Below are 26,163 nucleotides of genomic sequence, written 5' to 3' on the forward strand. Positions count from 1 at the left end.
ACGTCAGACCGTTTCGCGCCAGCGGTTGGTGATGGGGAGGCGGCGGTCCTTGCCGAAGCCCTTGGCTGAGATCTTCGTGCCCGGCGGGTACTGGCGCCGCTTGTACTCCGCGGTGTCCACCATGCGGAGCGTCTTCGTGACCAGCTCCGCGTCGTACCCGGCGGCCACGATCGCGTCCGCCCCCTGGTCCCGGTCCACGTACAGCTCCAGGATCCCGTCCAGGACGGGATAGTCCGGCAGCGAGTCCGTGTCCACCTGGTCCGGCCGCAGCTCCGCGCTCGGCGGCTTGCTGATGGAGTTCTCCGGGATCGGCGGCGTCTCCCCGCGTTCGGCAGCCGCGTCGTTGCGCCATTGCGCAAGGCGGAAGATCGACGTCTTGTACACGTCCTTGATGGGTCCGTACGCCCCCACCGAGTCGCCGTACAGCGTCGAATACCCCACCGCCAGCTCGGACTTGTTGCCCGGCGCAAGCACGATGTGCCCCTCCTGGTTGGAGATCGCCATCAGCATCGTCCCGCGCAGCCGCGACTGCAGGTTCTCCTCCGCGAGCCCGGTGAGCCCGAGGGATTCCATGTACGCGTCGAACATCGGCGCGATCGGTACGGTGCGGAAGTTCAGCCCCGTACGCCGCGCGAGCTCCTCCGCGTCGCCCACCGAGTGCTCGGACGAGTACCGCGACGGCATCGCGACCCCGTACACGTTCTCCGCCCCCACCGCGTCGCACGCGATCGCCGCGGTCAGCGCGGAGTCGATGCCTCCGGAGAGGCCGATCAGGACCGAGCGGAAGCCGTTCTTCGCGGCGTACGCCCGCAGGCCCACCACCAGCGCCGAGTACACCTCCTCGGCGTCGTCCAGGCGGTCCGCGTACGCCCCGCGGAACTCCGCCTCGTACGCCGGCAGCGACTCCTCGGACAGTGTCACGTGCTCGATCCGCAGGCCGTCGTCCACCACGCCCTCCGGCACCGGGCCCGCCGCCGGCAGCTCCAGGTCCAGGACCACACAGCCCTCCGCGAACTGCGGCGCCCGCGCGACGACCTCGCCGTCCTTGTCCACGACGATCGAGTCCCCGTCGAAGACCAGCTCGTCCTGGCCGCCCATCATCGCCAGGTACGCCGTCGTGCAGCCCGCCTCCTGCGCGCGCTTGCGCACCAGCTCCAGGCGCTGGTCGTCCTTGTTCTGCTCGTACGGCGACGCGTTGATGGACAGGAGCAGCCCGGCCCCCGCCGTGCGGGTCGCCGGGACGCGGCCGCCGTCCTGCCAGAGGTCCTCGCAGATCGCCAGCGCCACGTCCACGCCGTGCACCCGCACCACCGGGAGCGTCTCGCCCGGCACGAAGTAGCGGAACTCGTCGAAGACGCCGTAGTTGGGGAGGTGGTGCTTGGAGAACGTCAGCGCCACCTCGCCGCGGTGCAGCACCGCGGCCGCGTTGCGGGGGGCTCCGGCGGGCTGGCCGTAGCGCGGCTTCGCCTCCTCCGTGCGGTCCAAGTAGCCGACCACCACGGGGAGTTCGCCGAAGCCCTCGTCGCCGAGGCGCGCCGCGAGGTCGCGCAGCGTACGGCGGGAGGCCTCGACGAAGGACGCCCGCAGGGCGAGGTCCTCCACGGGGTAGCCCGTCAGCGCCATCTCCGGGAACGCGACCAGGTGCGCTCCCTGCTCGGCGGAGTGCCGGGTCCAGTGGACGATCGCCTCGGCGTTCTTGGCGAGATCGCCGACGGTCGAGTCGATCTGATTCAGGGCGAGGCGTAGTTGAGGCACGCGGCCCAGTGTAATCGTCAATGCGACGCGATGCCCCGGCGGGCGGGTGTGGGGCGGCCCACGTGGGGCGTCTGAGGTGGGGTGCTCTGTGCGCCGGGGTGCTGCGGGGTGTGCGCGGGGGCGGGTGTGCGCCCCCGGTCCGGGGGCGGCTTTCCCTCCGGTGGGGGTTGCGCGTTCGGCCGGCGGTCCGGTGGGGGTGGCCCAGCCTGCCCGTTCTGCCTCACCTGCTGTGGGCAGCTGGGCCGCCAGTGTGCCGGTACAGGGGTGTCTGTACCGGCACCTGGGTGCCCTGACGGTTAGCGGGTTCGGTAGCCCAGCGTCGTCATCATGCCCGCCTCCGCGTGGTAGACGTTGTGGCAGTGGATCATCCACAGGCCGGGGTTGTCCGCGTCGAAGTCCGCCGTCAGGGTGCCGTTCGGCAGGATCACCGCCGTGTCCTTGCGGGGACGGCCGGCGGCGCCCGCCAGGGCGAACGTGTGGCCGTGCAGGTGGAGCGGGTGCCACATCGTCGTGCCGTTGGTGAACTCCAGGCGGACGCGTTCCCCGGCGCGGACCGGGTGCCGCTGGTCGGCCGTGTAGGGCTTGCCGTCGAACGCCCAGTCGTACTTCCGCATGCCGCCGGTCAGCCGGATCTTGATGGTGCGGTCCGGGTCGCGGGGAGGCAGCGCCACGGACTCGTCAGCCGTGAGTTCGTCGGCCAGAAGGACACGGCCCCTCAGCTCCTTGGGGCGCGCGGAGGGCGATGGTGCCGCCCCGCCGCCCGTGCGGAGCAGCGCCTGGGCCGCCGCCTTCTTGCCCTCGGCCACCGCCGTCAGCGGGAACACCCCGTCCTTGGCCGTGACCACCACGTCGTACCGCTCACCCATCCCGATCAGCAGCGCGTCCGCCTTCTTGTGCCGCACCGGAAAGCCGTCCGTATGCGTCACCGTCAGCTCGTGGTCCCCGAGGGCCACTCGGAACGCCGTGTCGCCGCCCGCGTTGATCAGGCGCAGGCGGATGCGGTCCCCGGGGCGGGCGCGGAAGGTCGTGGGGGACTGGGGCGTACGGCCGTTGATCAAGTAGTGGGGGTACGCCACGTCCCCCGCGTCCGGCCCCAGGATGTCGCTCTTCGCGCCCATCATCATGCGGGAGGGGCCGGTGGGGGAGGAGGGGGTTGGGGAGGGTGCGGAGGCCTTGGGCGCCGACATGTTGGACATGTCGTGGCCGCCGTCTCCTTCGTTGCCTCCGTGGTCCATTTCTCCGTCCATGCCCGCCCGCAGCTCCTTCAGGACCGCGTCGGGGGTCGAGCCGTCCACCCCGTCCACCCAGTCGTCCAGGACGACCACCCACTCCTTGTCGTACGCCAACGGCTCCTTGGGGTCGTCGACGATCAAGGGGGCGTACAGGCCGCGGTCCTGCTGGGTGCCCGAGTGCGGGTGGAACCAGTACGTCCCCGGGTGGGGGACCTTGAAGCGGTACGTGAAGTCCGCGCCGGGCCTGATGTCGCGCTGGGTGAGGGCGGGCACGCCGTCCATGTCGTTGCGCAGGGCCAGGCCGTGCCAGTGCAGGGTGGTGGGCTGGGGGAGGTGGTTGGCGAGTGTGAGGGCCAGGGTGTCGCCCGCGGTGACGCGGATCTCCTTGCCGGGCAGGGCCTCTCCGTACGCCCATGTCTTCACCTGGGGGCCGCCGCCCAGGTCGATCGTGGCCGGGGCTGCTGTGAGCCGCACTGTGCGGACCGCGCCGCCTCCGCGGCGTTCGCGCTCCGCGGCGGTGACCTCCCGGCCGGTGGGCGTCACATAGCCCTCCGGCGCCTTGGACGGCCCGCCCTTGCCGCCGCCCGAGTGGCCGGAGTGGGAGCCGCCGTCGCCGGAACAGGCCGTCACAAGTCCCGTGCCCGCCGCGGCGATCGCGGTGGCGAGGAGGGCCCTGCGTGACGTCCGCGCGAGGGGGGTGGTGGATGGTGTGGGTGTGGTGCGCGTGCGCATGGTTGATCGACACCTCGTCTGAGTGGTGCGTGCAGAAGGGCGCGTCTGCTGCTTCTGGTACACCGCCCGGCGTCCGGGGGTTCCCGTTCGCGCGCGGTACGAAGCAGCCGGTACGGCGGCCTATACGCGCAGCACGGAGAGGTGGGCGAGGAGGGTCCGGGGTGGGGGAGGGTTCGGCCGCAGGGTGTCGAGGACGCGGGCGAGCCTCTGTACGTGGACGGGGGTGCCCCAGGGGCCGCGGTGGACCGCCGCGTACAGGAGGGCGAGGGTGAGGGCCGCGCCGAGGACCGCCAGGCAGAGGGAGAGGGGGTCCATGGCGGGGTCGTGCGGTGTTTTGTCCGTGGGGGTGCTCGGGGGGTTCGTCGTGTGCTCGCCGCCGCCGGTCCCGTGCGGCTGCCTCTGATCCGCCCGCGCCTGGGCGTGCCCGCCGACGGTCGCCTTGGGCGCGTGCCCGCCGACGGTCGCCGCGCCTGCGTGGCCGCTGTCGGCTGTTGCGCGCGCGTGGCCGCCGTCGGGCCCCACGCGCGCGTGCGCTGCGGCTGTCGCCCGTTCGGCGCTCGGCCCGTGCTCCCGGGGATGACCCAGCGTATGCATCGTCACGATGCCGAGGAGAAGCGCGGCGAGCAGCAGGAAATGTCCCGCGCCCGGCAGCCTCTTCCTCTTCGTGGTCACGGGCCGGAGCCTACCCCTCCTGGGTATGGGGCGACATGCGGGCCCCGGCCCCTCCGTCGATCATGAGCTCATGGCCATTACGGACATATTGGGGCGTACCGGGATTCCACCCGCCACCTCCCTCGTCTTCTCCCCCTCCTCCCTCTCTTCTCTCTTCTTCCTCACGTGGTGCAGAGCGGAGGGGGTTCACCCTGACCACCAGTGCGCGAACGCCGCAGGCTAGTCGTCGTCCGCGTATGCCGATGGAGCCGCCGGCGGCCGGGACCGCCCGCACGGCCGTCGCCGCCCTCCTCACGCTCGGGGCGCTCGCCTACAGCACCTGGGCCCTCGAAGCCTTCCTGCCGACCGGGCTTTCGCCGCTGAGTACGTACGTGAGCGAACTCGCCGCCGAGGACCAGCCGTACGGGACGTTCTTCCGGGCGCTGGACTTCGCGGCGGGGGTGCTGGTGTGTGCGGGGGCGGCGGGGGCGTTGGTGTGGCTGCGGAGGTGGCCGACGGCGGGGGCGCGCGCCCTCTCCGCCCTCGGTTGGGCGGGCATCGCCCTCTTTGGCGCGGCGACCGCCGCCGACTCGCGGTTGCCGTTGAGCTGCGCGCCCACCGCGGACGCCGCGTGTGCCGCGCGGGAGCGGGCGGGGCTTGTGCCGACGGCGCATGCGGCGCACACGTTCAGCAGTAGTGCGGCGGTGGCGGGGGCGCTGGTGGGGATGGTGTTGCTGACGGTGGTGGTGCGGAAGTGGTGGGCGTGGCCCGCGGGCCGGGCGGGTGGTGTCCTGCTCGGGCTCGTCGGCGTCGAACTGGCCGCCACCGTGTGGACGCTGGCCGCTGTCGCCGCGTTCGGTGCCGGGCACGGGACGTGGGGGCTCGGGGTCGCGCAGCGGCTGCAGTTGCTTGCGATCGCGGTGTGGTTGGTGGTGATGGCGTGGCTGGTGCGAACGCGCCGGGCGGCGCCGGGCTGATGAGGGCTTCGTTCGTACGCGTGGGTGGGGTGCCGCATCACGTGGACGTGACGGGGGACGGGCCGGTGTGCGTGCTCAGCGCGGGGCTCGGGCTCGCCTGGTGCGAGTGGGATCCGGTGGTCGCGCTGCTCGCGCCGTTCCGTACCGTCGTGCGCTTCGACCGGCCAGGGTTGGGGCTGAGCGCGCCTGCGCGGGGTGCGCCGACGCTGGCGGGGGAGGCGGGGCGGATCGGCGGCGTGCTCGACGCGCTGGGGCTCGGCGGGGAGGCCGTGACCGTGGTGGGGCATTCGCTGGCCGGGTTCCACGCGGAGGCGTTCGCGCGGCTTTCCCCTGGGCGGACGGCTGGGCTTGTCCTGGTCGACTCCAGTGCGGAGGAGGGGGCGCGTGCGCGGACGGCGTGCGGGCGGGGGCTGCGGGTGCGCGCCGCGCGGGTTGGTGGGGCGGTGCTGGGGGCGCTCGGGATCCCGCGGGCGTTGGGTCCGTCGGCGCGGAGGCTGGTGGGGCGACGTGCTCCCCTGCCGCGGGAGTTTCGGGCTCTCTACGGCTCCGCGCGGGTGTGGCGGGCGGCGCTGGTGGAGTACGCGACGTACGGGGATGTGGCGCGTGAGTTGGCGGTGCTGCGGGGTGAGCGGGGGTTGCCCGCGGGGGCGCCGGTACGGGTCCTGGCGGCGGCGCCGTCCTCGTCCCCGTCCCCGGCGGACCGCTGGACCGCCCGCCAACGGTCTCTGGCGGACACCCTGGGCGCAGAGTTCCGCCTCCTGGCCCCCGCGGGCCACCTCCTGATGCGGGACCGCCCCCACGAGGTGGCCGAGGCGATCCTCGCGACGGGGTGAGCCGTCCCTCCGGCCGTGCCGTAGGGGCCCTCGCGGGGCGCCCCAGGCCCGCCCCTTCCCGTAACCAGGGGGCTGCCGCCCCCTGGACCCCCGCAATCGGCCTGAACGGCCTCGTCCTCAAACGCCGGACGGGCTGAAAAGGGCGGGTGGGGAAAGCCCGTCCGGCGATTGAGGACGAGCCGCGAAGCGGCGATACGGGGTCCGGGGCGGAGCCCCGGTTTCGGGAAGGGGCGCCAATGGACGCAGCGGGGAAGCCCGGAATTCAGCGACCGGGGCCCGCGGCCACACTCTCCCGCACCACGATGTGCGTACCCAGCACATGCCGCTCGGGCCCCGACCGCGGCGGTGCCCCCGCCAGGGCGAGGCGTACCGCCGTGCGGCCCATTTCCTCCGCGGGGATCCGTACCGTGGTGAGCCCGGGAGTGATGTCCGCGGCGACGGGGTCGTCGTTGTAGCCGACGACCGAGACGTCCCCGGGGACGTCGAGCCCGTACTCCCGCAGTGCGACGATCGTCGCCGCGGCCACCCGGTCGTCCCCGGCGAAGACGGCCGTGAACTCCGGCTTCCCGCCGGCCTCGCGGAGCAGATCGCGGATGGCCTCGTCCCCGTGGTGCGGCCCGAACCCGACCCCGTGGACGAGCGCGTCGGACCGCGGCACCCCGTGGTCGTCGAGGGCGCGCAGATAGCCGTGCACCCGGGCCTCGCCGGTGGTGTTGCCGGGCTGGTAGCCGATGAGGGCGATGCGGCGGTGCCCGGCGCCGAGGAGGTGGCTCGTCACGGCGTACGCGCCCGCTTCGTTGTCGTACTCGACGACCAGCGCGGGCACATCGGGCGCGGGCGCGGGCCGCCCGCACAGCACGAGCCGGGAGCCCGCCGCCGCGAGCGCCTCGGCGTACCGGGCCATCCGCTCGCGGTACTCGTCGTCCTCGATGACCCCGCCGACCAGGACGACCGCCTCCGCGGCCTGCTCCCGCATCATCTGCACCAGCGCCAGCTCACGGGCGGGATCGCTCCCGGTGGAGGCGACAAGGGTGAGCCTGCCGTGCTGCGCGGCCTCCATCTCCACGCCCTGCGCGACGTGCGCGTAGAACGGGCTCAGTACGTCGTAGGTGAGGACGGCGATCGTCTTGCGGCCTGCGCCCGCCAACGCGCGCGCGTGCGCGTTGACGACGTAGTCGAGGTCCTTCACGGCCCGCTGCACCTTCGCCCGCGACGCCGCCGACGTCGGGTAGTTGCCCGCGAGGACGCGCGAGACGGTCGCCACGGAGACCCCCGCCCGTGCGGCCACGTCACGGATGGTGATCCGTTCCCCCACTGTTGTCTCTCCTCAACTCACCCGGTTCCGAGCGCCCTTGAACAGCGGCGGACGCGACCATCATCCCCGCCCGCCGCCCCGCCTCAGCGCGCGGCCTCGTACTCCTCCTCGAATTCCTCGACGCACTTGTCGCCGCCCTGCGCCCGCCACTTCTTGACGACGCCGTCCCAGGAGGACGGGCTCTTGCGGCCGGACACCACGGCGGTCACGCCGTCCTCGACGATCTGCTGGAGGGACGCGCCGACCCGGTTGAAGGTCGCCGACTGCAGCCCCCAGCGGTCGTTGGGCACGAGCAGCGGCACGACCTTCTTCTCCCAGGCGTGCAGCCGCTTCGTGAGGTCGGGGTGGCCGGGGAAGTACAGCGGCTGCGGCGCGTCCATCAGATACGCGAACGGCAGGTTCGTGCGCGACTCCACGAGGCCGCGCTCTGTAGGGATGGGGTCGCCTGCCTTGTCGTACGCGAAGTGCGTGCCCTCCACTCCGTAGTGCATCAGCTCGTACTCCTTGGAGCCGAACGGCGAGGCCAGCCAGTCCAGGACCCGCAGCATCAGCTGCACGCGGTTCTTGGACGCCTTCTTGATGACGGTGTAGCCGAAACAGCCGCGGTTCTGCTGGTAGACGGGCGTCGCCCCGGAGACCGCGTACGGCTCGGCGACGTCCAGGGTGTACGCGTCCTTGATGCCCTGCGCGTTGGAGAGCGCCGCGCCCCAGCCGTCGGTCATGGAGCGCACGGTGCCATTGTAGAACTGCGTCTTCAGGTCGACCTGGGAGATCGAGGTGGCGTCGGAGTTGTACGAGCCGTCGGCCCGCAGCCTCGCCATGAACTCCAGGGCGGCCTTGAACTCGTCGGTGCCGTACATGGGCGTGACCCGGCCGCCCTTGATACGCCACTCGTTGGGCGCGCCGTGCCACATCGCGTGGTAGTGGTAGCCGTAGAAGCCGACCGTCGAGGCGCCGAGCGCGTGCTTCTTGTCGCCGGACGCCTCCTTGGCCATGGCGCGGAAGGCGTCCGCCGTCATCCCCGGCCGGTAGCCCGCCTTGTCGAAGGCCTCGCGGTTGATGAACATCGCGCCCTGCACCTTGGCCCGCTCGACGGGCACTCCGTAGACGCGGCCCCCGATGCGGCCCATGCCCTCCCACGCGTAGGTGGGGATGCCCGCGAGGTTCGGGTAGTCCTTCACCGCGTCGCCCGACAGATGCTCCGACAGGTCGGCGCAGCGCGTCTTCACGAACTGCGCCTCGCGCGGCAGGACGTATCCGCCGCCGATGCTGATGATGTCCGGCAGATCGTCGCTGTCGCCCGCCATGAGCGTGGCCATCTTCGCGCGGAAGTCCGCGTCCGGCACGACAGTGAACTCGACCTCGACGCCGAGGGCGTCGTTCATCGCCTGCCAGTACTTGTTGGACCCGGCGGGCTTCGGCGGAGTTCCGTACGTGATGGACAGGACGCGGATCTTCTCCTTGCCGGTGCCCGGCTTGCCGTCCGTCGCCGTGACCAGCTTTTGCGGATACGTCGTGTAGCCCGCCTGTACGCCCGCGGTGCTCGGCGCGAGATCGGGCGCCGGGCCCTCGGTGGGCGTGTACGTCGGCCAAGGGGCCGATTTCTTCCCGGCGTTGGACACGTCGCCGCCGCTGCCCGAGCCGGTCGAGCAGGCGGTGAGGACGGACGGGGCGGCGAGGGCGGCGCCACCGGCGGCGATCGAACGCAGCAGGGTGCGGCGCCCCATCGGGGAACGGGAGGAACCCTGGGTACCTGACACGGGGTCAACCTTTCGGCGTGTACGGAGACTTGGCAGGGCTGGGGATGCTCAGCTCTTGATGGCGCCGGTGAGCACGCCCTTGGTGAAGTACTTCTGCAGGAAGGGGTAGACGAGCAGGATCGGCACGGTGGCGATCACGAGGACGGCCATCTGCGTGGTCTGCGGCGCGGAGACCTGGCCCGCCTCGCTCAGGCCGGTGTCGGCGATCTGGGAGCCGCCGATGACGTACGTACGAAGCACCTGCGACAGCGGCCAGTGGCCCGACTCCATGTAGATCGAGGCATGGAACCAGGCGTTCCAGTAGCTCACCGCGTAGAACAGCGAGACCACCGCGAGCGCCGCCTTCGACAGCGGCAGGACGACCCGCCACAGGATCTGCCAGTCGCTCGCGCCGTCGAGACGCGCCGCCTCGTACAGCTCCTCGGGGATCCCCTGGAAGAAGCCCCGGAGCACGATCAGATTGAAGACGTTGATGAGTACGGGCGCGATCAGAGCCGTGTACGTATCCATCATTCCCATGCCCTTGACCAGCAGGAACGCCGGGATCATGCCGGGCGGGAAGAGGAACGTGAACAGGATCAGGAGCAGCACCGGCTTGCCGCCGAAGACGCCGGGGCGGGCGAGGGCGTAGGCGAGGAAGGTGGTGCACGCGAGCGAGAAGAGCGTGCCCGCGAGCGTCAGGCCGACGCTCACGCCGAGGGCCTTGGTGACGATGCCGCCGCTGAGGATGGTGCGGTACGCGCGCAGCGTCGGGTCGGTCGGCCAGAGCACCCAGCCGCCGTTGTCGACGACCTCCCGGTTCGAGGCGAGCGACGTCGAGACGATCACCAGGAAGGGGATCAGGACGAGCGCGAGGACGACGGTGACGGCGACGCCCTTGGCGGCCTTGGTGAGCGGCCGGGGCCGCTCCATCCAGGTGGGGCGCACGACTTGGGGCGTGCGCCGCCTCCGCCGGGGCGTGTGCGGCTTCCGTAGGGCCGCCGCCTTGTGGCTGATGGTGCTGCTCACTTGTAGACCCCCTGCTCGCCGAGCCGGTGCGCGACCCGGTTGGCCGTGAAGACGAGCGCCGCGCCGACGACGCCCTTGAAAAGGCCGGCGGCGGCCGCGTAGCCGGTGTCGCCGCCGACGATGCCCTGCCAGAAGACGAAGGTGTCCAGGACCTCGCCGGCCTCCGGGCCCACCGACTGCCGCTGCAGCAGCATCTGTTCGAAGCCGACGGAGAGGATGTCGCCGAGCCGCATGATCAGCAGCAGGATGACGATGGGCCGGATGCTGGGCAGCGTGACGTGCCAGAAGCGCCGCCAGGGCCCGGCCCCGTCGATCGCGGCGGCCTCGTAGAGCTGCTCGTTCACCTGCATCAGCGCGGCGAGGAAGATGATCGTCCCCCAGCCCGCGTCCTTCCAGATCACTTCGAGGACGACCAGCGGTTTGTACGCGTCCGGGTTGCCGATGATGTCGACGGTGTGCAGGCCCGCGTCGCTCAGCGTCGCGTTCAACAGGCCGGTGTCGCCGAGGACTTGCTGGAACAGCGCGACCACCACGACCCACGACAGGAAGTGCGGCAGATAGATCACGGACTGTGTGAAGCGGCGCAGCAGGTCCGAGCTGAGGCTGTGCAGGAGAAGGGCGAGGGCGAGCGGCGCGGGGAAGAAGAACACGAGCTGGAGCAGCGCGATGAACAGCGTGTTCCACGTCGCGTGCCAGAACTCAGGGTCGCCGAACATCCGGCTGAAGTTCTCGGTCCCGACCCAGGGGCTCGCCCACAGGCCGTCGAAGGGGACGTACTCCTTGAAGGCCACGGCGTTCGCGATGAACGCGCCGTAGTGGAAGACCAGGAAGTACGCGAGGCCCGGCACCATGAGCAGCACCAGGAGCCGGGTGCGCTGAAACCGTTTCCAGAGGCTGTCGCGCTGCGCTTTGCGGTTGATTGCCCCATTGATGCTCTCTGTGGGTGGCGTCACCGCCTCGGATTCGGTCCGTTCCTTCGTCACCGCTGACACGGAACCCCCAGTCTTGAGCACTGCTGTCGGGACAAGTTCGGGACAAGTGCCGGGAATCTAAAGCGGTTACTGTCGCCGGTCAACCCCCTTCGCAACGCGGCGCTTTGAGGGTTCCCGGCCCATGACTGGTCTGTTTGCCGTTCTGCACCCGCACTCTCTTGACCGCTGTCCTCGGTACGGCCTAGCCTCCTGCTCGCTTGGGAGTAACCGGTTTCTACGAGGGGTGGCGACGCGTGCTGGATCAGCAGGGGCAGTCGGGGGAGCCGCGGCGGAAGCCGGTGGCCGTGTTGGCCATGGGGGCCGATGTCGTCGGCCGCGTCCTCGCGCCGGACCTGCGCCAACGGCTCGCCCGCAGCGTCGAGTTGGCCCCCGGCGAGCTGACGGGGGAGCTGACCGGGGCCGAGGCCCGCGCGGTGCTCGCCGGGGCCGAGGTCCTCGTCACCGGCTGGGACTGCCCGCGCCTCACGGCCGGCGTGCTCGCCCACGCACCCCGGCTGCGCGTCGTCGTGCACGCGGCGGGATCGGTGAAGCCGGTGGTCACGAACGCCCTGTGGGAACGCGGCGTCCTCGTCTCCTCGGCGGCCGACGCCAACGCCGCCCCGGTCGTCGCCTACACCCTCGCCGCCCTCACCTTCGCCGCGAAGGGCGCGCTGTCCGCCGCCGCTCACTACGCCGAGCGCTGGCCGCCGTTCACCGAACGCACCGGCGCGGACGCGCGCACCATCGGCGTCATCGGGGCCTCCCGCATCGGCCGCCGCGTCATCGCCGCCCTCAACGCCTCGGACGCCGGACACCGCGTCCTGCTCACCGACCCCTACGTCACCCCCGCGGAGGCCGCTGCCCTCGGCGCCGACCTCGTGGACCTGCCCGACCTCTGCCGCGACAGCAGCATCGTCACCGTGCACGCGCCCCAACTGCCCGAGACCCGGGGCCTGTTGAGCGCGGAAATGCTGAAACTGATCCCCGACGGCGGGGTCGTCGTCAACACCGCGCGCGGGTCCCTCATCGACACGGAGGCGCTGGCCCGCGAGTGCGCGGCGGGCCGCCTCGACGCCTTCCTCGACGTCACCGACCCGGAGCCGCTGCCGCCCGGCCACGCCCTGCTGTCCCTCCCGAACGTCCTCGTCACCCCGCACATCGCGGGGGCGCAGGGCAGTGAGGTGCGCAGGCTCGGGGAGTACGCGGTGGCGGAGGTGGAGCGGTATGTGCGGGGGGAGGCGCTGCTCGGGGAGTTGCGGCGGGAGGAACTGGGGCGGTTGGCGTGAGGGGGTGAGTGTCAGTGCCTCGTGGTGGACTGGAGGGCATGACTCAGACACTGACTTTGCGGATCGTGGGGCGGGATTTGCCGGGGGCGGAGTGCGGGGGGTATCGGGACGTGCATGTGGCTGTGCAGCGGGGGGCCGAGCCTGATCGGCCCGTCCGTGCCGACGCGGCCGAGGTGGTCTTCGAGTTCGAGGTGTCCGTGGTCGCCGCGGCGGATGGCACGCCGGATTTCAAGGGGCCCTATGTGCAGGGCAAGCGGGGGGAGCGGTTCTTCTACCTCACGTGGGGGGAGCTGCCGCCCGGCGGGGAGTTCGCGATGTTCCGGCGGGCGAAGTTGTGGTTCGCGGATGTGCCGGAGGCGGTGCTGACGGCGGGGGTCGGGGTGGGTGAGGTGGGGCTCACGGATGAGAAGGGGATGCCGTTGTGCGCGGGGGTGCGGCCGCCGGGGGTTGCGTGGGGGGTGGGGTGAGGGCCCTGCGGGGCTTTCCCCAATCCCGCCCCTTCCCGAAACTGGGGCTCCGCCCCAGACCCCGTATCGCCGCTTCGCGGCTCGTCCTCAAGCGCCGGACGGGCTGGTGGTGCCGGCTGCGTGCCGTCGTGCTGGTTTGGGCGGGTGGGTGGGAAATAGCCCGTCCGGCGTTTGAGGACGAGGCCGTTCAGGCCGATACGGGGGTCCGGGGGCGGAGCCCCCGGCAGGGCCCGGCCCGCCCCTACGGCTTCGCGCCCCGCGCGCTCAGCAAGTCCGCCATCAGCTTGACCTCGGACTCCTGGGACTCCACCATCCCCTGGGCGAGGCGCCGTTCCACCGGGACCTCGCAGCGCTCGACGCACCCCTGCGCCATGTGGATCCCGCCCTTGTGGTGGGCGGTCATCAGCTTCAGGTAGAAGACCTCCGCCTGCTTGCCGTTCAGCTCGCCGAGGCGCTTCATCTGGGCGTTGGTCGCCATGCCGGGCATGAGGGAGCCGTCGCCCGCGGACGGCATGCCGCTCATGTCCATCCACTCCATGGGCTCGCCGGGCGGCACCTTCGGCAGCTCCCACAGGTCCAGCCAGCCGAGCATCATGCCGCGCTGGTTGGCCTGGGTCTGTGCGATGTCGTACGCGAGACGGCGGATCTCCGTGTTCTTGGTGCGGTCACGCACGATGTAGGACATCTCGACGGCCTGCTGGTGGTGCACGGCCATGTCACGGGCGAAGCCCGCGTCGGCCGACGAACTCGACGGGACCTTCGTGGAGTCCGACGACCCGGACGAGCCCGAGGAGTCGTCCGACGCCACGGCCGCCGTGATCCCGCCCGCGGCGAGCACCGCACCCAGCGCCGCCCCGATCAGCCAGTCCTTGCGCCTCATCACTACTGCCCCATGCCGTTGGTGCACGCCGCACCGGGCTCAGGGGTCTGCTTGCCCTGGACGTACGAGGAGAAGAAGGCGTTGACCTTCGCGTCGTCCGCGCCCTTCACCACCCGCTGGTGGCCCCACGCCGAGAGCAGGATCGGGTCCTTCTGCTTCTTCACCGGGCTCATCAGCGAATACGGGGTCTTCTTGACCTTCGCTTCCAGCTTCTTCAAGTCGGCGGGCTTCGCCTGGTCGTTGTACGTCACCCAGACCGCGCCGTGCTCGAGGGAGTGCACGGCGTTCTCGTTCGGGAGTTCCTTGGTGTAGACGTCGCCGTTGCAGTTCATCCACACCTGGTTGTGGTTGCCGCCCACCGGCGGGGTCACCGGGTAGTTCACCTTGCCGCCGACGTGGGTGCGGCCCAGCTTCTTGGCGTCCCAGACCCGCTCGCCGTCACCGGTCGTCGTGAACTTGGCCACCGCCTTCGCGTCGCCCGCCTTGCCGCCGGAGTCCGAGTCGTCGTCGGCCGAGGAAATGAGGAAGAAGCCGCCGACGCCGACTGCAGCGACGATGACCGTGCTCAGGGTGATGGTGAGCACGCGATTGCGGCGCTCGCGCGCGGCCTCGGCGCGCTGCATCTCCTGTATCCGGGCCTTGCGCTCGGCGCTGCTCGTCTTCTTGGCGGAACCCATGATGTGTCCTTCTGCGGAAAGGGACGGACGTGGAGGGTTGAACATGGGGGCGGTGCGGGTGCGTTGATCGTAGCCTCCGCGCCTGGGGACGGAGAGGCCCCTCTGTCAAATACAGCATGTGCGGGAGGGCGGGGGCCGTCGCCAATCGGCCGATCTCGGCCACGGCGGCCGCCCCGGAGGGCTCGCATAAGTTGAACCTCGGATGCGCATTACCTAACCTCCCAGGCATGCGGCTCCTGCACTCCACCGACCTCGCGCTGCGCGTCCTCATGCGCCTCGCCGTCGCGGACGCGGCCGCCGGGGAGAGCGGTGCCGCGCCCACGACCCGCGAGGTCGCCGCCGACATGGCCGTGCAGTACACGCACGCCGCGAAGGTCGTGGCCACGCTGCGGCGGCTCGGGCTCGTGGAGGCCCGCCGCGGCAGGGGCGGCGGGCTCTCGCTGACCGGGGCCGGACGCACCGCCTCCGTCGGGGCGCTCGTACGGCACTTCGAGGGCGACGGGGACGTCGTGGAGTGCGAGGGCGCGACGCCCTGCCCCCTCAATTCCGGGTGCCGGCTGCGCGGCGCGCTGCGCCACGCCCAGGAGGCGTTCTACGCCTCGCTCGACCCCGTGACCGTCGAGGACATCGTCGCCTCGCCGACCGGACCGCTGCTCATCGGGCTCGCCCGCCACAGGTCGGGGCCGAACACCTCGTAGTGGATGTCGGCCGGCGCCACGCCCTTGGCGATGAGCTGGCCACGTACCGCCTTCATGAACGGCACCGGACCGCACAGGTACGCGCGCGTGCCCGGCGCCACCGCGACCCCCGTCAGGTCGACGCGCCCGGTCCGGTCGGCCGGATGTCCCGGCTCCGGGCGCTCGTACCAGAAGTGCGCGGCGGCGTCCGGGAGTTTGCCGGTGTACGTGACGTGGTCGGCGCGCAGGGGATGGTCGGCGGGGGAGCGGTCGGCGTGGACGACGGTGACGGGGGCGGGGTGGCCGGTGCCCGCGAGGTGTTCGAGCATCGCGATCATGGGCGTGACGCCGATGCCTGCGGAGGCGAGCAGCAGGGGCGTGGTGTCCGCCGCGCCGCCCGTCCGGTCGTCCAGGACGAGGTCGCCGTACGGCGCGGAGAGGCGCAGGCGGTCGCCTTCGCGGATGTGGGCGTGCAGATATGTCGACACTTCGCCGTCGGGGGCGTACGCGGCCGATGCGGCCTCGGCCCCAGCGGCCCGAGCCCCCCGCACCCGCTTCACGCTGATCTGCCGAACCCCCACCCCCGGCGCCCCCGACAAGCTGTACTGCCGTATCTGCCGGGCCCCGTCCTCAAGGCCGACCTGTACGGACACGTACTGACCCGGCCGGAACGCCGGTACGGGCTCCCGGTCGCCGTCGGCCGGGCGGAGCCGGAACGTGGCGACGTCCGGTGTCTCCTCGACGCGGTCCACCACCTCCCACTCCCGCCAGGCGGCCGCGCCCGCCGCGATGCCCCGCTCGGCGTAAAGGCGGGCCTCGATCGCGATGAGGGCGTTCGCCATGAGCCAGTACACCTCGTCCCAGGCGGCGGCGACCTCGGGTGTGACGGCGTCGCCGAGAACCTCCGCGATGGCCGCGAAGAGGTGCTCGCGGACCGTCTCGTACTGGCCGGGGGCCACCCCGAGCGAGGCGTGCTTGTGGGCGATGCGGGCCAGCATCGCGTCGGGCCGCTCGTCGGGGTGCTCCACGAGATACGCGGCGAAGGCGGCGACGGACCCGGCGAGGGCCTGCCGCTGGGTGCCCGCGGCCTGGTTGCCGCGGTTGAAGAGGTCCCGGAGCAGCTCCGGGTGGGCGGCGAAGAGGCGGTCGTAGAAGCGCTCGGCGATGGTGTCGATGGCCCTGCAGACGGCGGGCAGGGTCGCGCGGACGGTGGCGGCGGACTGCTCGGACAGCAAAGTGGCTCCTCCCGGAGGGCCGGCGACCGGGCCGGCCCCGAAGCTTAAAACTTGCATCTGAGATACCACTTTAAAACAGCGGGTCGGCGCCGGTGTCACCGAGGTCGGGCGAGCGTGCACTATGGGCAAGGAGCGGCCGCAACGCGCACGAAACCGTGTGGTGGGATGCTCATGTGCCGGGGCGACGTCCCGTGGCTCGGGAGCAGCCGGTTCCGACCAGCAAGGATGGGTGGAAGTCGAGATGGACAAGCAGCAGGAGTTCGTGCTCCGCACTCTGGAGGAGCGCGACATCCGGTTCGTGCGCCTGTGGTTCACGGACGTACTCGGCTTCCTGAAGTCGGTCGCGGTCGCCCCCGCCGAGCTGGAGCAGGCCTTCGACGAGGGCATCGGCTTCGACGGCTCCGCGATCGAGGGCTTCGCCCGGGTCTACGAGTCCGACATGATCGCCAAGCCGGACCCGGGCACCTTCCAGGTCCTGCCGTGGCGCGCCGAGGCCCCCGGCACGGCCCGGATGTTCTGCGACATCCTGATGCCCGACGGCTCCCCGTCCTTCGCGGACCCGCGCTACGTACTGAAGAGGGCGCTCGCCAAGACCTCCGACCTCGGGTTCACCTTCTACACCCACCCCGAGATCGAGTTCTTCCTGCTGAAGGACAAGCCCCTCGACGGCTCCCGGCCGAGCCCGGCCGACAACTCCGGCTACTTCGACCACACCCCGCAGAACGTCGGCATGGACTTCCGCCGCCAGGCCATCACGATGCTCGAATCCATGGGAATTTCCGTGGAGTTCAGCCACCACGAGGGCGCCCCGGGGCAGCAGGAGATCGACCTGCGGTACGCGGACGCGCTCTCCACGGCCGACAACATCATGACGTTCCGCCTGGTCATGAAGCAGGTGGCGTTGGAGCAGGGCGTGCAGGCGACGTTCATGCCGAAGCCGTTCTCCGAGCACCCCGGCTCCGGCATGCACACGCACCTGTCGCTGTTCGAGGGCGACAGGAACGCCTTCTACGAGTCCGGCTCGGAGTACCAGCTCTCCAAGGTCGGCCGCTCCTTCATCGCGGGCCTGCTGCGGCACGCCGCCGAGATCTCCGCGGTCACCAACCAGTGGGTGAACTCCTACAAGCGCATCTGGGGCGGCTCCGAGCGCACCGCGGGCGCGGGCGGCGAGGCCCCCTCGTACATCTGCTGGGGCCACAACAACCGCTCGGCCCTCATCCGCGTGCCCATGTACAAGCCAGGCAAGACCGGCTCGGCCCGCGTCGAGGTCCGCTCCATCGACTCCGGCGCCAACCCCTACCTGACGTACGCGGTCCTCGTCGCCGCCGGCCTCAAGGGCATCGAGGAGGGTTACGAACTCCCGCCGGGTGCCGACGACGACGTCTGGGCCCTCTCCGACGCCGAACGCCGCGCGATGGGCATCGAGCCCCTGCCGCAGAACCTCGGCGAGGCGATTGCCCTCATGGAACGGTCGGAGCTGGTCGCCGAGACGCTCGGCGAGCACGTCTACGACTTCTTCCTGCGCAACAAGAAGCAGGAGTGGGAGGAGTACAGGTCAGAGGTGACGGCCTTCGAACTCCGGAAGAACTTGCCTGTGCTGTAGGCGTGTTGGCGGGCGGCGACGGTGAGTGCCGCCGCCCGCGGCGGGACGGGGCCTACTCGTCGGCGGGCACGATCGCCTCGCGCAGCGGCGTCTTCGCCCGGATCCGATACTCCTGCACCGCCCAGCCGTTGCCGTCCGGGTCGGTGAAGTACATGAATGTGGCGCCGTCCTGCTCCGCGTACTGGACCGGCTCGGAGACCTCCAGGCCGCGGGCGGTCAGTTCGGCGTGGGCCTGCTTGATGTCGGGGACGCAGAGCTGGAGGCCCTGGTAGGAGCCGGGCTGGGGGGTGGGGCCCGGAGTGGTCTCCCAGAGGACGGTGCTGAGCATGATCGAACAGCCCGATCCGGGTGGTGTGAGCTGGATCAGGCGTACGCCCGGCATGACGTCCCCGTCGAGGTCGACGTGGAAGCCGCACTTGGACTCGTAGAACTCCTTGGACCGGTCGAGGTCGCTGACGGGGATGCCGATCACTTCGAGTGTGTATTCCATGCGACGAGTACAGCAGCGATCGGGTGCCCTGTCCCGGTGAACGGGCGGGCGCCCCGGCGCGGGCGCCTCAGCCGGAGCGGTGGTGCCTCACGCGAAGCGGTAGCGCGTCTGGCTGAACGGCTCGCCCTTGCCGAAGCCGAACGCCGTGCGGGGCGTCACCGCGAACACGTACGCCTGCCCCGACTCGTGCTGGAAGCAGCCGTCCCGCACCTCGTAGTGGAAGAAGCCGCCGTACTTCTCCTCCCAGGCCGCCGCGAGCTCCCGCAGCCGGGCGTCGTCCGTGACCCGGACCGCCGTGCCCTCGACGACCACGTCGAGGCCCTTGTCCCAGAGGTTGGTGCCCGTCGTCAGGACCACCTCGGGGTTGGCCTCCAGGTTGCGGGCCTTGCGCTCGTCCGGGCCGGTGGAGAAGTACAGGGCATCGCCCTGCCACAGGGCGGACAACGGGGTGACGTGCGGGCGCCCGTCGGGACGTACCGTCGAGATCCAGCTCAGCCTGGCCGCCGCGAGCGCCTCCCGGGCCTGTGACCAGGGGGTCGCGGCGGCCCCCTCGCTGCTGTAGCGGGCATCGACATCGGTGGTGCGGGGCTCGCGCGCTCCCGAGGGTTCCTGGCTCGGCATGACGTCGCCTCCTGCTCTCCATGGTCCTGTCCCAGTGGTGACCCCGCACGCGGGCAGAACTCATCGGCCGGGCCCTGGGTAGGCTCGTGGCCAGGAACGGGCGAGCGAAGGGCGCGGGGAATGACGGTGCCGCAGGGGCGCAGGAGCAGTACGTTCACGCGGCTGCTGCGGTACGGGTTCACGGACCCGTCCGCCGCCGAACGGCTCCTGGCCGCGTCCGAGCTGGCCGCCGTCCGCACCGACCCGGTGCTCCTCGACGCCCTCGGCGCCACCGCCGACCCGGACCTGGCGCTGCTCGGCCTGGTCCGCCTTGTCGAGGCGCAGCCGGGCGACACCGCGCGCCGCGAGCTGCTCGACACCCTGATCAGCGCCAAGCCCCTGCGCGACCGGCTGCTCGGCGTCCTCGGCGCCTCCGAGGCCCTCGCCGACCACCTCGCCCGGCACCCCGGCGACTGGCGGGCCCTCGTCACGTACGAAGCCGCCGATCTGCACCCGGGCGTCGAGGAGTTCGAGCGCGGCCTCGCCGAGGCCACCGACCCCGTGTCGCTGCGCGTCGCCTACCGCCGCTGCCTGCTGTCCATCGCCGCCCGCGACGTGTGCGGCACCACCGACGTCGCCGAGACCGCCGCCGAACTCGCCGACCTGGCCACGGCCACGCTGCGCGCCGCGCTCGCCATGGCCCGCAGGGCCGAGCCCGCCGACGCCGCGCAGTGCCGCCTCGCGGTGATCGCGATGGGCAAGTGCGGCGGCCACGAGCTGAACTACGTCTCCGACGTCGACGTGATCTTCGTGGGCGAGGCGGTCGAGGGCGCCGACGAGGACAAGGCGCTACGGGCCGCGACCCGCCTCGCCTCGCACCTCATGCGGATCTGCTCCGAGACGACCGTCGAGGGCACCATCTGGCCCGTCGACGCCAACCTGCGGCCCGAGGGCAGGAACGGCCCGCTGGTGCGCACGCTGTCCAGCCACCTCGCGTACTACCAACGATGGGCGAAGACCTGGGAGTTCCAGGCGCTGCTCAAGGCCCGGCCCGTCGCCGGCGACGCCGAGCTGGGCGAGGAGTACGTCGCCGCCGTCGCGCCGCTGGTGTGGCACGCCGCCGAGCGCGAGAACTTCATCGACGACGTACAGAAGATGCGCCGCCGCGTCATCGAGAACATCCCCGCGGGCGAGGTCGACCGCGAACTGAAGCTCGGCCCCGGCGGCCTGCGCGACGTCGAATTCGCCGTCCAGCTCCTGCAGTTGGTGCACGGTCGTGCGGACGCCTCGCTGCGCAGCGGCACCACGCTCGACGCCCTGGCCGCCCTCGCCGCGGGCGGTTACGTGGGCCGCGTGGACGCCGCCCAGCTCGACGACGCCTACCGCTTCCTGCGCTCCCTGGAACACCGCATCCAGCTCTACCGCCTGCGCCGCACCCACCTGCTGCCCGACGACGACCCCGACCTGCGCCGCATCGGCCGCTCGCTCGGCATGCGCACCGAACCGCTCACCGACCTCGCCCGCGCCTGGAAACGGCACACGTCCGTCGTCCGCCGCCTGCACGAGAAGCTCTTCTACCGCCCGCTGCTCGACGCCGTCGCCCAACTCGCCCCGGGCGAGAGCCGGTTGAGCACGGAGGCGGCGCGCGAGCGCCTCGTCGCCCTCGGGTACGCCGACCCCGCCGCCGCCCTGCGCCACCTGGAGGCGCTGGCCTCCGGCGTGACCCGCAAGGCCGCCATCCAGCGCACCCTGCTGCCCGTCCTGCTCGGCTGGTTCGCCGACTCCGCCGACCCGGACGCGGGCCTCCTCGGCTTCCGCAAGGTGTCCGACGCGCTCGGCAAGACACCCTGGTACCTGCGCCTGCTTCGCGACGAGGGCGCCGCCGCGGAGAACCTGGCCCGCGTCCTCTCGGCCGGCCGCCTCGCCCCCGACCTGCTCCTGCGCGCCCCCGAGGCGGTCGCGCTGCTCGGCGACGAACGCGGCCTGGAACCGCGCGCCCGCGCCCACCTGGAACAGGAGGTGCTCGCCGCGGTCGGCCGCGCCGACGGCGGCGAACAGGCGGTCGCCGCGGCCCGCGGGGTGCGGCGGCGCGAGCTGTTCCGCACCTCGGCCGCCGACATCATCTCCTCGTACGGCACGGAGGAGAGCCCCGTCGAGGCCGACGTGGGCGCGCTGGTGGACCGCGTGGGCCTCGCCGTGTCCGACCTGACGGCCGCGGCCATCGCGGGCACGCTGCGCGCCGTCGTCCGCGAGGGCTGGGGCGACGAGCTGCCCACCCGGTTCGCGGTGATCGGCATGGGCCGGTTCGGCGGCCGGGAGCTGGGCTACGGCTCGGACGCGGACGTCCTGTTCGTGCACGAGCCGCGCGAGGGCGTCGACGACCAGGAGGCGGCGAAGGCCGCGAACCAGGTCGTCGCAGAGATGCGGCGGCTGCTGCAGCTGCCGAGCGCCGATCCGCCCCTGCTGATCGACGCGGATCTGCGCCCGGAGGGCAAGTCGGGGCCGCTGGTGCGCACCCTGAAGTCCTACGAGGCGTACTACCGCCGCTGGTCCCTGGTCTGGGAGTCGCAGGCCCTGCTGCGGGCCGATCCGGTCGCGGGCGACATGGACCTCGGCCGGGCCTTCATCGAGCTGGTGGACCCGCTGCGCTATCCCGCCGAGGGCCTCGGCGAGGACGCGGTCCGCGAGATCCGCCGGCTGAAGGCCCGCATGGAGTCCGAGCGCCTTCCGCGCGGCGCCGACCCCACCCTGCACACGAAGCTCGGCCGCGGCGGCCTCTCCGACGTCGAGTGGACCGTCCAGCTCCTCCAGCTCCAGCACGGCTGGGCCGAGCCCGGCCTGCGCACCACCCGCACCCGCGAGGCCCTGCACGCGGCGTGCGCGGCGGAGCTGATCTCGGGGGAGGACGCGGCGATCCTCGACGACGCCTGGGTCCTCGCCACCCGGGTGCGCAACGCGGTGATGCTGGTGCGCGGCCGCGCGGGCGACACGTTCCCGTCGGACGGCCGGGAGCTGGCCGCGGTGGGGCGTTACCTGGGGTACGACGCGGGGACGGTGGGCGTGATGCTGGACGACTACCGGCGGATCACGCGGCGGGCTCGCGCGATCGTCGAAGAGAGATTTTACGGGGCTTAGGGTCGTCGACCAGCTGCGGCAGTTGGTGCGGCAGCCTGCCGTACCAGAGCCGCGCCACCGTGAAGCCGAACGCCAGGCAGATCATGCCGCCCACCGCGTCCAGCCAGAAGTGGTTGGCGGTGGCCACGATCACGACAAGCGTGAGCGTCGGGTAGAGCAGGCCGAGGACCTTCACCCAGGGCACCGACGCGAGCGCGAAGATCGTCAGGCCGCACCACAGGGACCAGCCGATGTGCATCGACGGCATGGCCGCGTACTGGTTCGACATGTTCTTCAGGTCGCCGGAGGCCATCGAGCCCCAGGTGTTGTGGACGACGACCGTGTCGATGAAGTCACCGCCGGGCACCAGACGGGGCGGCGCCAGCGGATACAGGTAGTAACCGAGGAGGGCGACGGCGGTCGTCGCGAAGAGCACCAGACGCGTGGCCGCGTACCGGCCGGGATGGCAGCGGTAGAGCCACACCAGGACACCGAGCGTCACGATGAAGTGCAGCGTCGCGTAGTAGTAGTTCATGCCGACGATGAGCCATGTCACCGAGTCGACCGCGTGGTTGACCGAGCGCTCGAAGGCGAGGCCGAGACTCTGCTCGACGTCCCAGATCCAGTCGGCGTTGCGCAGCGCCTCGGCCTTCTGCTCCGGCACGGCGTTGCGGATCAGTGAGTACGTCCAGTAACTCACCGCGATCAGCAGGATCTCGAACCACAGCCTGGGGCGCCGAGGGGTGCGCAGCCGACGCAGGAAATTCCGCCCATTGCGGTCATCTGCCTCGCCCGCGATGGGTGATGTGGTGGTGGGCCCTTGGCGGCCTTCCAGTGTCGTCACAGTCATCTCACCCATAGGGACAGAGTCTGCCAGATGCCCACCGCTCTTCAGATCATCCCCCGGTTGGGTTCCGGCCGCATTCCCTACACCTCAGGGACGAGGTACTCGAAGCGGACACCTCAGGGGCCTCTCAGGGCTCTCTCAGGGCTCCGTGCGAGGCGCTCTGAAGGGTTCTCCCAGGGCGGCCGTGGAGCCCCTGACGACCAGCTCCGGCATGAAGACGAATTCGCTGTGCGGGGCGGGGGTCCCGCCGATCTCCTCCAGGAGCGTGCGCACCGCGGCCTGGCCCATCGCCGGGACCGGCTTGCGGATCGTCGTCAGCGGGGGATCGGTGAAGGCGACGAGGACCGAGTCGTCGAAGCCGACGACCGAGATGTCGTCCGGCACTTCGAGGCCCCGCTCCCGCGCCGCCCGGATCGCGCCGAGCGCCATCATGTCGCTGGCGCACACCACCGCCGTGCAGCCGCGCTCCATGAGCGCGGCCGCCGCTGCCTGTCCGCCTTCGAGCGTGTACAGAGAGTGCTGGACGAGCTCCGCCTCGACCTCCTCGGGCCCCAGTTCCAGGCGCTCGCGCATCGTGCGCGTGAAGCCCTCGATCTTCCTTTGTACGGGGACGAAGCGCCGCGGCCCGAGCGCGAGACCGATCCGGGTGTGCCCGAGGGAGGTCAGATGCGTGACCGCGAGCCGCATCGCCGCGCGGTCGTCCGGCGAGATGAAGGGCGCCCGCACCTTCGGCGAGAAGCCGTCCACGAGGACGAACGGGACGCCCTGCGCGCGCAACTTCTCATAGCGCCGGGTGTCGGCGGTGGTGTCCGCGTGCAGGCCCGAGACGAAGATGATGCCCGCGACGCCGCGGTCCACCAGCATCTCCGTCAGCTCGTCCTCCGTGGAGCCGCCGGGCGTCTGCGTCGCGAGCACCGGCGTATACCCCTGCCGGGTCAGGGCTTGCCCGATCACCTGCGCCAGGGCGGGGAATATCGGGTTCTCCAGCTCCGGCGTGATCAGGCCGACCAGGCCCGCGCTGCGGCGGCGCAGCCGTACGGGCCGTTCGTAGCCGAGGACGTCGAGTGCGGCGAGCACGGACTGACGGGTGGCCGCAGCGACGCCGGGCTTGCCGTTCAGGACCCGGCTCACGGTCGCCTCGCTGACCCCCGCCTGGGCTGCGATGTCGGCCAGTCGCGCGGTCACAGGATTGGACTGTACCGGTCGTGTCTCACCCTGCCCACCAGACAGTTGAATCCGGCGGCAGCACGGCGTCGGAGCCAGGACCGCCCAAGTCGGCGGCCGGAGCGCCCGAGTTGACGCTGCACAGGAGCGGGGTGCCGGGGGCGGGGACGGTGACGGGACGGCCGGTGAGGTTCACGGTGACGACGAGCGCGCGGCCTTCCGCTGTCCTGCGGAACACGAGGACCCCCTCCGGTGCCGGAAGCCACTCGACCTCCCGGCCCGCGCCAAGCGCCGGATGCGCGCGGCGCAGTTCGAGCGCGGCCCGGTACAGCTCCAGCGTCGAGGCCGGATCGCCCTCCTGCGCCGCGACCGTGAGGTCCCGCCACGCATCCGGCTGCGGCAGCCAGCTCGGCCCGTCCTCGGCGGGCCCGAACCCGAACGGCGGCCGCGTGCCGGACCACGGCAGCGGCACCCGGCACCCGTCCCGCGTGCCCTCCTGACCCGATCCTTCCTGGTCCGAGCCCCGGAAGAACGCCGGGTCCTGGCGCACCTCGTCGGGCAGGTCCGTCACCTCGGGCAGGCCCAGCTCCTCACCCTGGTAGAGGTAGGCCGAGCCGGGCAGCGCCAGCATCAGGAGCGTCGCCGCGCGCGCCCGGCGCAGGCCGAGGGCGGCGTCCCCGGCGGCGAGGCGCGTGGCGTGACGTACGACGTCGTGGTTGGAGAGGACCCAGGTCGCGGGCGCGGACACGGTGTTCATCGCGTCCAGGGAGCGGTCGATGACGGCACGCAGCGCCGCCGCGTCCCAGCCCGTCATCAGGTAGGTGAAGTTGAAGGCCTGGTGCAGTTCGTCCGGGCGCAGATACAGCGCGCTGCGCTCCACCGTCGGGGTCCAGGCCTCGGCGACGGCGATGCGCTCGCCTTCGTAGGAGTCGAGCAGCACGCGCCACTCGCGGTAGATCTCGTGCACGCCGTCCTGGTCGAAGTACGGCACGGGCGCGGCGCCGAGCAGCTTGACCTGCTCGGGGTGGCCGACGTCCGGCAGCCCCGCCGCCTTGATCAGGCCGTGCGCCACGTCGATGCGGAAGCCGTCGACGCCGAGGTCGAGCCAGAACCGCAGGACGGACCGGAACTCCTCGTGCACCGCCGGGTGTTCCCAGTCGAAGTCGGGCTGCTCGCGCGCGAACAGGTGCAGGTACCAGTCGCCGGGCGTGCCGTCCGGGTCCGTGGTGCGGGTCCAGGCCGGGCCGCCGAAGACGGACTCCCAGTCGTTGGGCGGCAGTTCGCCGCGCGGGCCCCGGCCGGGGTGGAAGTGGAAGCGCTCCCGCATCGCCGAGCCCGGACCCTCGGCCAGGGCCTGCCGGAACCAGGCGTGCTGGTCCGAGCAGTGGTTCGGCACGATGTCGACGATCACCCGCAGGCCGAGACCGTGCGCCCGGCGCACCAGGGCGTCGGCGTCGGCGAGGGTGCCGAAGACCGGGTCGACCACGCGGTAGTCGGCCACGTCGTACCCGGCGTCGGCCTGCGGCGAGGCGTAGAACGGCGAGAGCCAGACGGCGTCCACGCCGAGGCGCCGCAGATACGGCAGCCGGGCCGTGATGCCCGGCAGATCGCCCATGCCGTCGCCGTCGGAGTCGGCGAAGCTGCGCGGATAGACCTGGTAGATGACCGCGTCGCGCCACCAGTCGGCGCGCGCGGCGGCGGCCTCGGCGGTGGCGTCTGAGTCGGCCGTGTCCGCTGTGTCGTTCTCGTGGTCGGTGGTGGTGACGTCGGTGGTGTGCTGCGTCATGAAGTCCCTTGCCGGTACGGGGATTTCCTGCTGTCCCCACAGTGTCGCGCCGGGGGAGCCGGGCACTGGAGTGAACGTCCGGTGCGCGACGAAGGTCACGAAC

General features: G+C 71.7%; 22 protein-coding genes. 7 read left to right on the forward strand and 15 right to left on the reverse strand.

Annotated elements, in window-relative coordinates:
- Positions 1-3 precede the first annotated feature (3 nt).
- The 3 genes from IEY91_RS15970 to IEY91_RS15980 form a co-directional block, all read right to left on the reverse strand.
- Positions 4-1,755 carry an NAD+ synthase gene (locus tag IEY91_RS15970; protein ID WP_189174418.1) on the reverse strand — a complete coding sequence of 584 codons (1,752 nt, stop codon included), beginning with the start codon at positions 1,753-1,755 and terminating at the stop codon, positions 4-6.
- Between the two features lie 296 nt (positions 1,756-2,051).
- Positions 2,052-3,719, reverse strand: a complete 1,668-nt coding sequence (locus tag IEY91_RS15975; RefSeq protein WP_189174419.1) for a multicopper oxidase family protein — start codon at positions 3,717-3,719, stop codon at positions 2,052-2,054.
- 120 nt (positions 3,720-3,839) lie between these two features.
- A complete protein-coding gene (locus IEY91_RS15980) occupies positions 3,840-4,391 on the reverse strand; it encodes a hypothetical protein (protein WP_229696984.1) in 552 nt (183 codons plus the stop codon).
- A gap of 236 nt (positions 4,392-4,627) precedes the next feature.
- Here IEY91_RS15980 and IEY91_RS15985 point away from each other — a divergent pair, with 236 nt between their 5' ends.
- A complete protein-coding gene (locus IEY91_RS15985; protein ID WP_229696985.1) occupies positions 4,628-5,347 on the forward strand; it encodes a DUF998 domain-containing protein in 720 nt (239 codons plus the stop codon).
- The gene (locus IEY91_RS15990; protein WP_189174510.1) at positions 5,347-6,180 is read left to right on the forward strand and encodes an alpha/beta fold hydrolase; all 834 of its coding nucleotides are present in this window, start codon (positions 5,347-5,349) and stop codon (positions 6,178-6,180) included. The genes IEY91_RS15985 and IEY91_RS15990 overlap by 1 nt, the downstream gene beginning before the upstream one ends.
- 262 nt (positions 6,181-6,442) lie before the next feature.
- On the opposite strand, the gene IEY91_RS15995 is transcribed toward IEY91_RS15990, so the two are convergent.
- The 4 genes from IEY91_RS15995 to IEY91_RS16010 form a co-directional block, all read right to left on the reverse strand.
- Positions 6,443-7,495 (reverse strand): LacI family DNA-binding transcriptional regulator, encoded by a 1,053-nt coding sequence (locus IEY91_RS15995; RefSeq protein ID WP_164325661.1) that lies wholly within the window; start codon positions 7,493-7,495, stop codon positions 6,443-6,445.
- 83 nt (positions 7,496-7,578) lie between these two features.
- Complete coding sequence (locus IEY91_RS16000; RefSeq protein ID WP_189174420.1) at positions 7,579-9,222, reverse strand: type 2 periplasmic-binding domain-containing protein; 1,644 nt, start codon at positions 9,220-9,222, stop codon at positions 7,579-7,581.
- A gap of 81 nt (positions 9,223-9,303) precedes the next feature.
- Positions 9,304-10,167, reverse strand: coding sequence for a carbohydrate ABC transporter permease (locus tag IEY91_RS16005; RefSeq protein WP_164325663.1), 864 nt, complete (start codon positions 10,165-10,167; stop codon positions 9,304-9,306).
- Positions 10,168-10,259: 92 nt separating this feature from the next.
- Positions 10,260-11,114 carry an ABC transporter permease gene (locus IEY91_RS16010; RefSeq protein WP_164328595.1) on the reverse strand — a complete coding sequence of 285 codons (855 nt, stop codon included), beginning with the start codon at positions 11,112-11,114 and terminating at the stop codon, positions 10,260-10,262.
- A 434-nt stretch (positions 11,115-11,548) separates the two neighbouring features.
- Between IEY91_RS16010 and IEY91_RS16015 the strand changes: the two genes are divergently transcribed.
- Positions 11,549-12,520 carry a hydroxyacid dehydrogenase gene (locus tag IEY91_RS16015; RefSeq protein ID WP_189174511.1) on the forward strand — a complete coding sequence of 324 codons (972 nt, stop codon included), beginning with the start codon at positions 11,549-11,551 and terminating at the stop codon, positions 12,518-12,520.
- Positions 12,521-12,558: 38 nt separating this feature from the next.
- The gene (locus tag IEY91_RS16020; protein ID WP_229696987.1) at positions 12,559-12,987 is read left to right on the forward strand and encodes a DUF5990 family protein; all 429 of its coding nucleotides are present in this window, start codon (positions 12,559-12,561) and stop codon (positions 12,985-12,987) included.
- Between the two features lie 241 nt (positions 12,988-13,228).
- Here the strand turns inward: IEY91_RS16020 and IEY91_RS16025 are convergent, their stop codons facing one another.
- Both IEY91_RS16025 and IEY91_RS16030 read right to left on the reverse strand, forming a co-directional pair.
- The gene (locus IEY91_RS16025) at positions 13,229-13,867 is read right to left on the reverse strand and encodes a DUF305 domain-containing protein (RefSeq protein WP_189174421.1); all 639 of its coding nucleotides are present in this window, start codon (positions 13,865-13,867) and stop codon (positions 13,229-13,231) included.
- A gap of 2 nt (positions 13,868-13,869) precedes the next feature.
- Entirely contained in the window at positions 13,870-14,544 is a 675-nt protein-coding gene (locus IEY91_RS16030) for a thioredoxin-like domain-containing protein (protein ID WP_164325665.1), read from the reverse strand.
- 227 nt (positions 14,545-14,771) lie between these two features.
- Between IEY91_RS16030 and IEY91_RS16035 the strand changes: the two genes are divergently transcribed.
- Positions 14,772-15,242 (forward strand): RrF2 family transcriptional regulator, encoded by a 471-nt coding sequence (locus tag IEY91_RS16035; protein WP_164325666.1) that lies wholly within the window; start codon positions 14,772-14,774, stop codon positions 15,240-15,242.
- Here IEY91_RS16035 and IEY91_RS16040 read toward each other — a convergent pair.
- The gene (locus IEY91_RS16040; protein ID WP_189174422.1) at positions 15,137-16,456 is read right to left on the reverse strand and encodes a globin domain-containing protein; all 1,320 of its coding nucleotides are present in this window, start codon (positions 16,454-16,456) and stop codon (positions 15,137-15,139) included. The genes IEY91_RS16035 and IEY91_RS16040 overlap by 106 nt on opposite strands.
- Before the next feature lie 241 nt (positions 16,457-16,697).
- Here IEY91_RS16040 and glnA2 point away from each other — a divergent pair, with 241 nt between their 5' ends.
- Entirely contained in the window at positions 16,698-18,059 is a 1,362-nt protein-coding gene (glnA2, locus tag IEY91_RS16045; protein WP_189174513.1) for a gamma-glutamylpolyamine synthetase GlnA2, read from the forward strand.
- Positions 18,060-18,111: 52 nt separating this feature from the next.
- Here glnA2 and IEY91_RS16050 read toward each other — a convergent pair whose 3' ends face one another.
- Both IEY91_RS16050 and IEY91_RS16055 read right to left on the reverse strand, forming a co-directional pair.
- Positions 18,112-18,549 (reverse strand): VOC family protein, encoded by a 438-nt coding sequence (locus IEY91_RS16050; RefSeq protein WP_189174423.1) that lies wholly within the window; start codon positions 18,547-18,549, stop codon positions 18,112-18,114.
- An 87-nt stretch (positions 18,550-18,636) separates the two neighbouring features.
- The gene (locus tag IEY91_RS16055) at positions 18,637-19,170 is read right to left on the reverse strand and encodes a pyridoxamine 5'-phosphate oxidase family protein (RefSeq protein WP_189174424.1); all 534 of its coding nucleotides are present in this window, start codon (positions 19,168-19,170) and stop codon (positions 18,637-18,639) included.
- 120 nt (positions 19,171-19,290) lie between these two features.
- On the opposite strand from IEY91_RS16055, the gene IEY91_RS16060 reads away from it, so the two are divergent.
- Positions 19,291-22,284, forward strand: coding sequence for a bifunctional [glutamine synthetase] adenylyltransferase/[glutamine synthetase]-adenylyl-L-tyrosine phosphorylase (locus IEY91_RS16060; RefSeq protein ID WP_189174425.1), 2,994 nt, complete (start codon positions 19,291-19,293; stop codon positions 22,282-22,284).
- Here IEY91_RS16060 and IEY91_RS16065 read toward each other — a convergent pair.
- The 3 genes from IEY91_RS16065 to IEY91_RS16075 form a co-directional block, all read right to left on the reverse strand.
- Positions 22,235-23,122 (reverse strand): phosphatase PAP2 family protein, encoded by an 888-nt coding sequence (locus IEY91_RS16065; RefSeq protein WP_189174426.1) that lies wholly within the window; start codon positions 23,120-23,122, stop codon positions 22,235-22,237. The genes IEY91_RS16060 and IEY91_RS16065 overlap by 50 nt on opposite strands.
- A 126-nt stretch (positions 23,123-23,248) precedes the next feature.
- Entirely contained in the window at positions 23,249-24,295 is a 1,047-nt protein-coding gene (locus IEY91_RS16070; protein ID WP_268240878.1) for a LacI family DNA-binding transcriptional regulator, read from the reverse strand.
- A 25-nt stretch (positions 24,296-24,320) separates the two neighbouring features.
- Entirely contained in the window at positions 24,321-26,060 is a 1,740-nt protein-coding gene (locus IEY91_RS16075) for a glycoside hydrolase family 13 protein (RefSeq protein WP_189174427.1), read from the reverse strand.
- Between the last annotated feature and the right edge of the window lie 103 nt (positions 26,061-26,163).

This window comes from Streptomyces lasiicapitis (assembly GCF_014646335.1).
In the GTDB taxonomy this organism is placed as follows: domain Bacteria; phylum Actinomycetota; class Actinomycetes; order Streptomycetales; family Streptomycetaceae; genus Streptomyces; species Streptomyces lasiicapitis.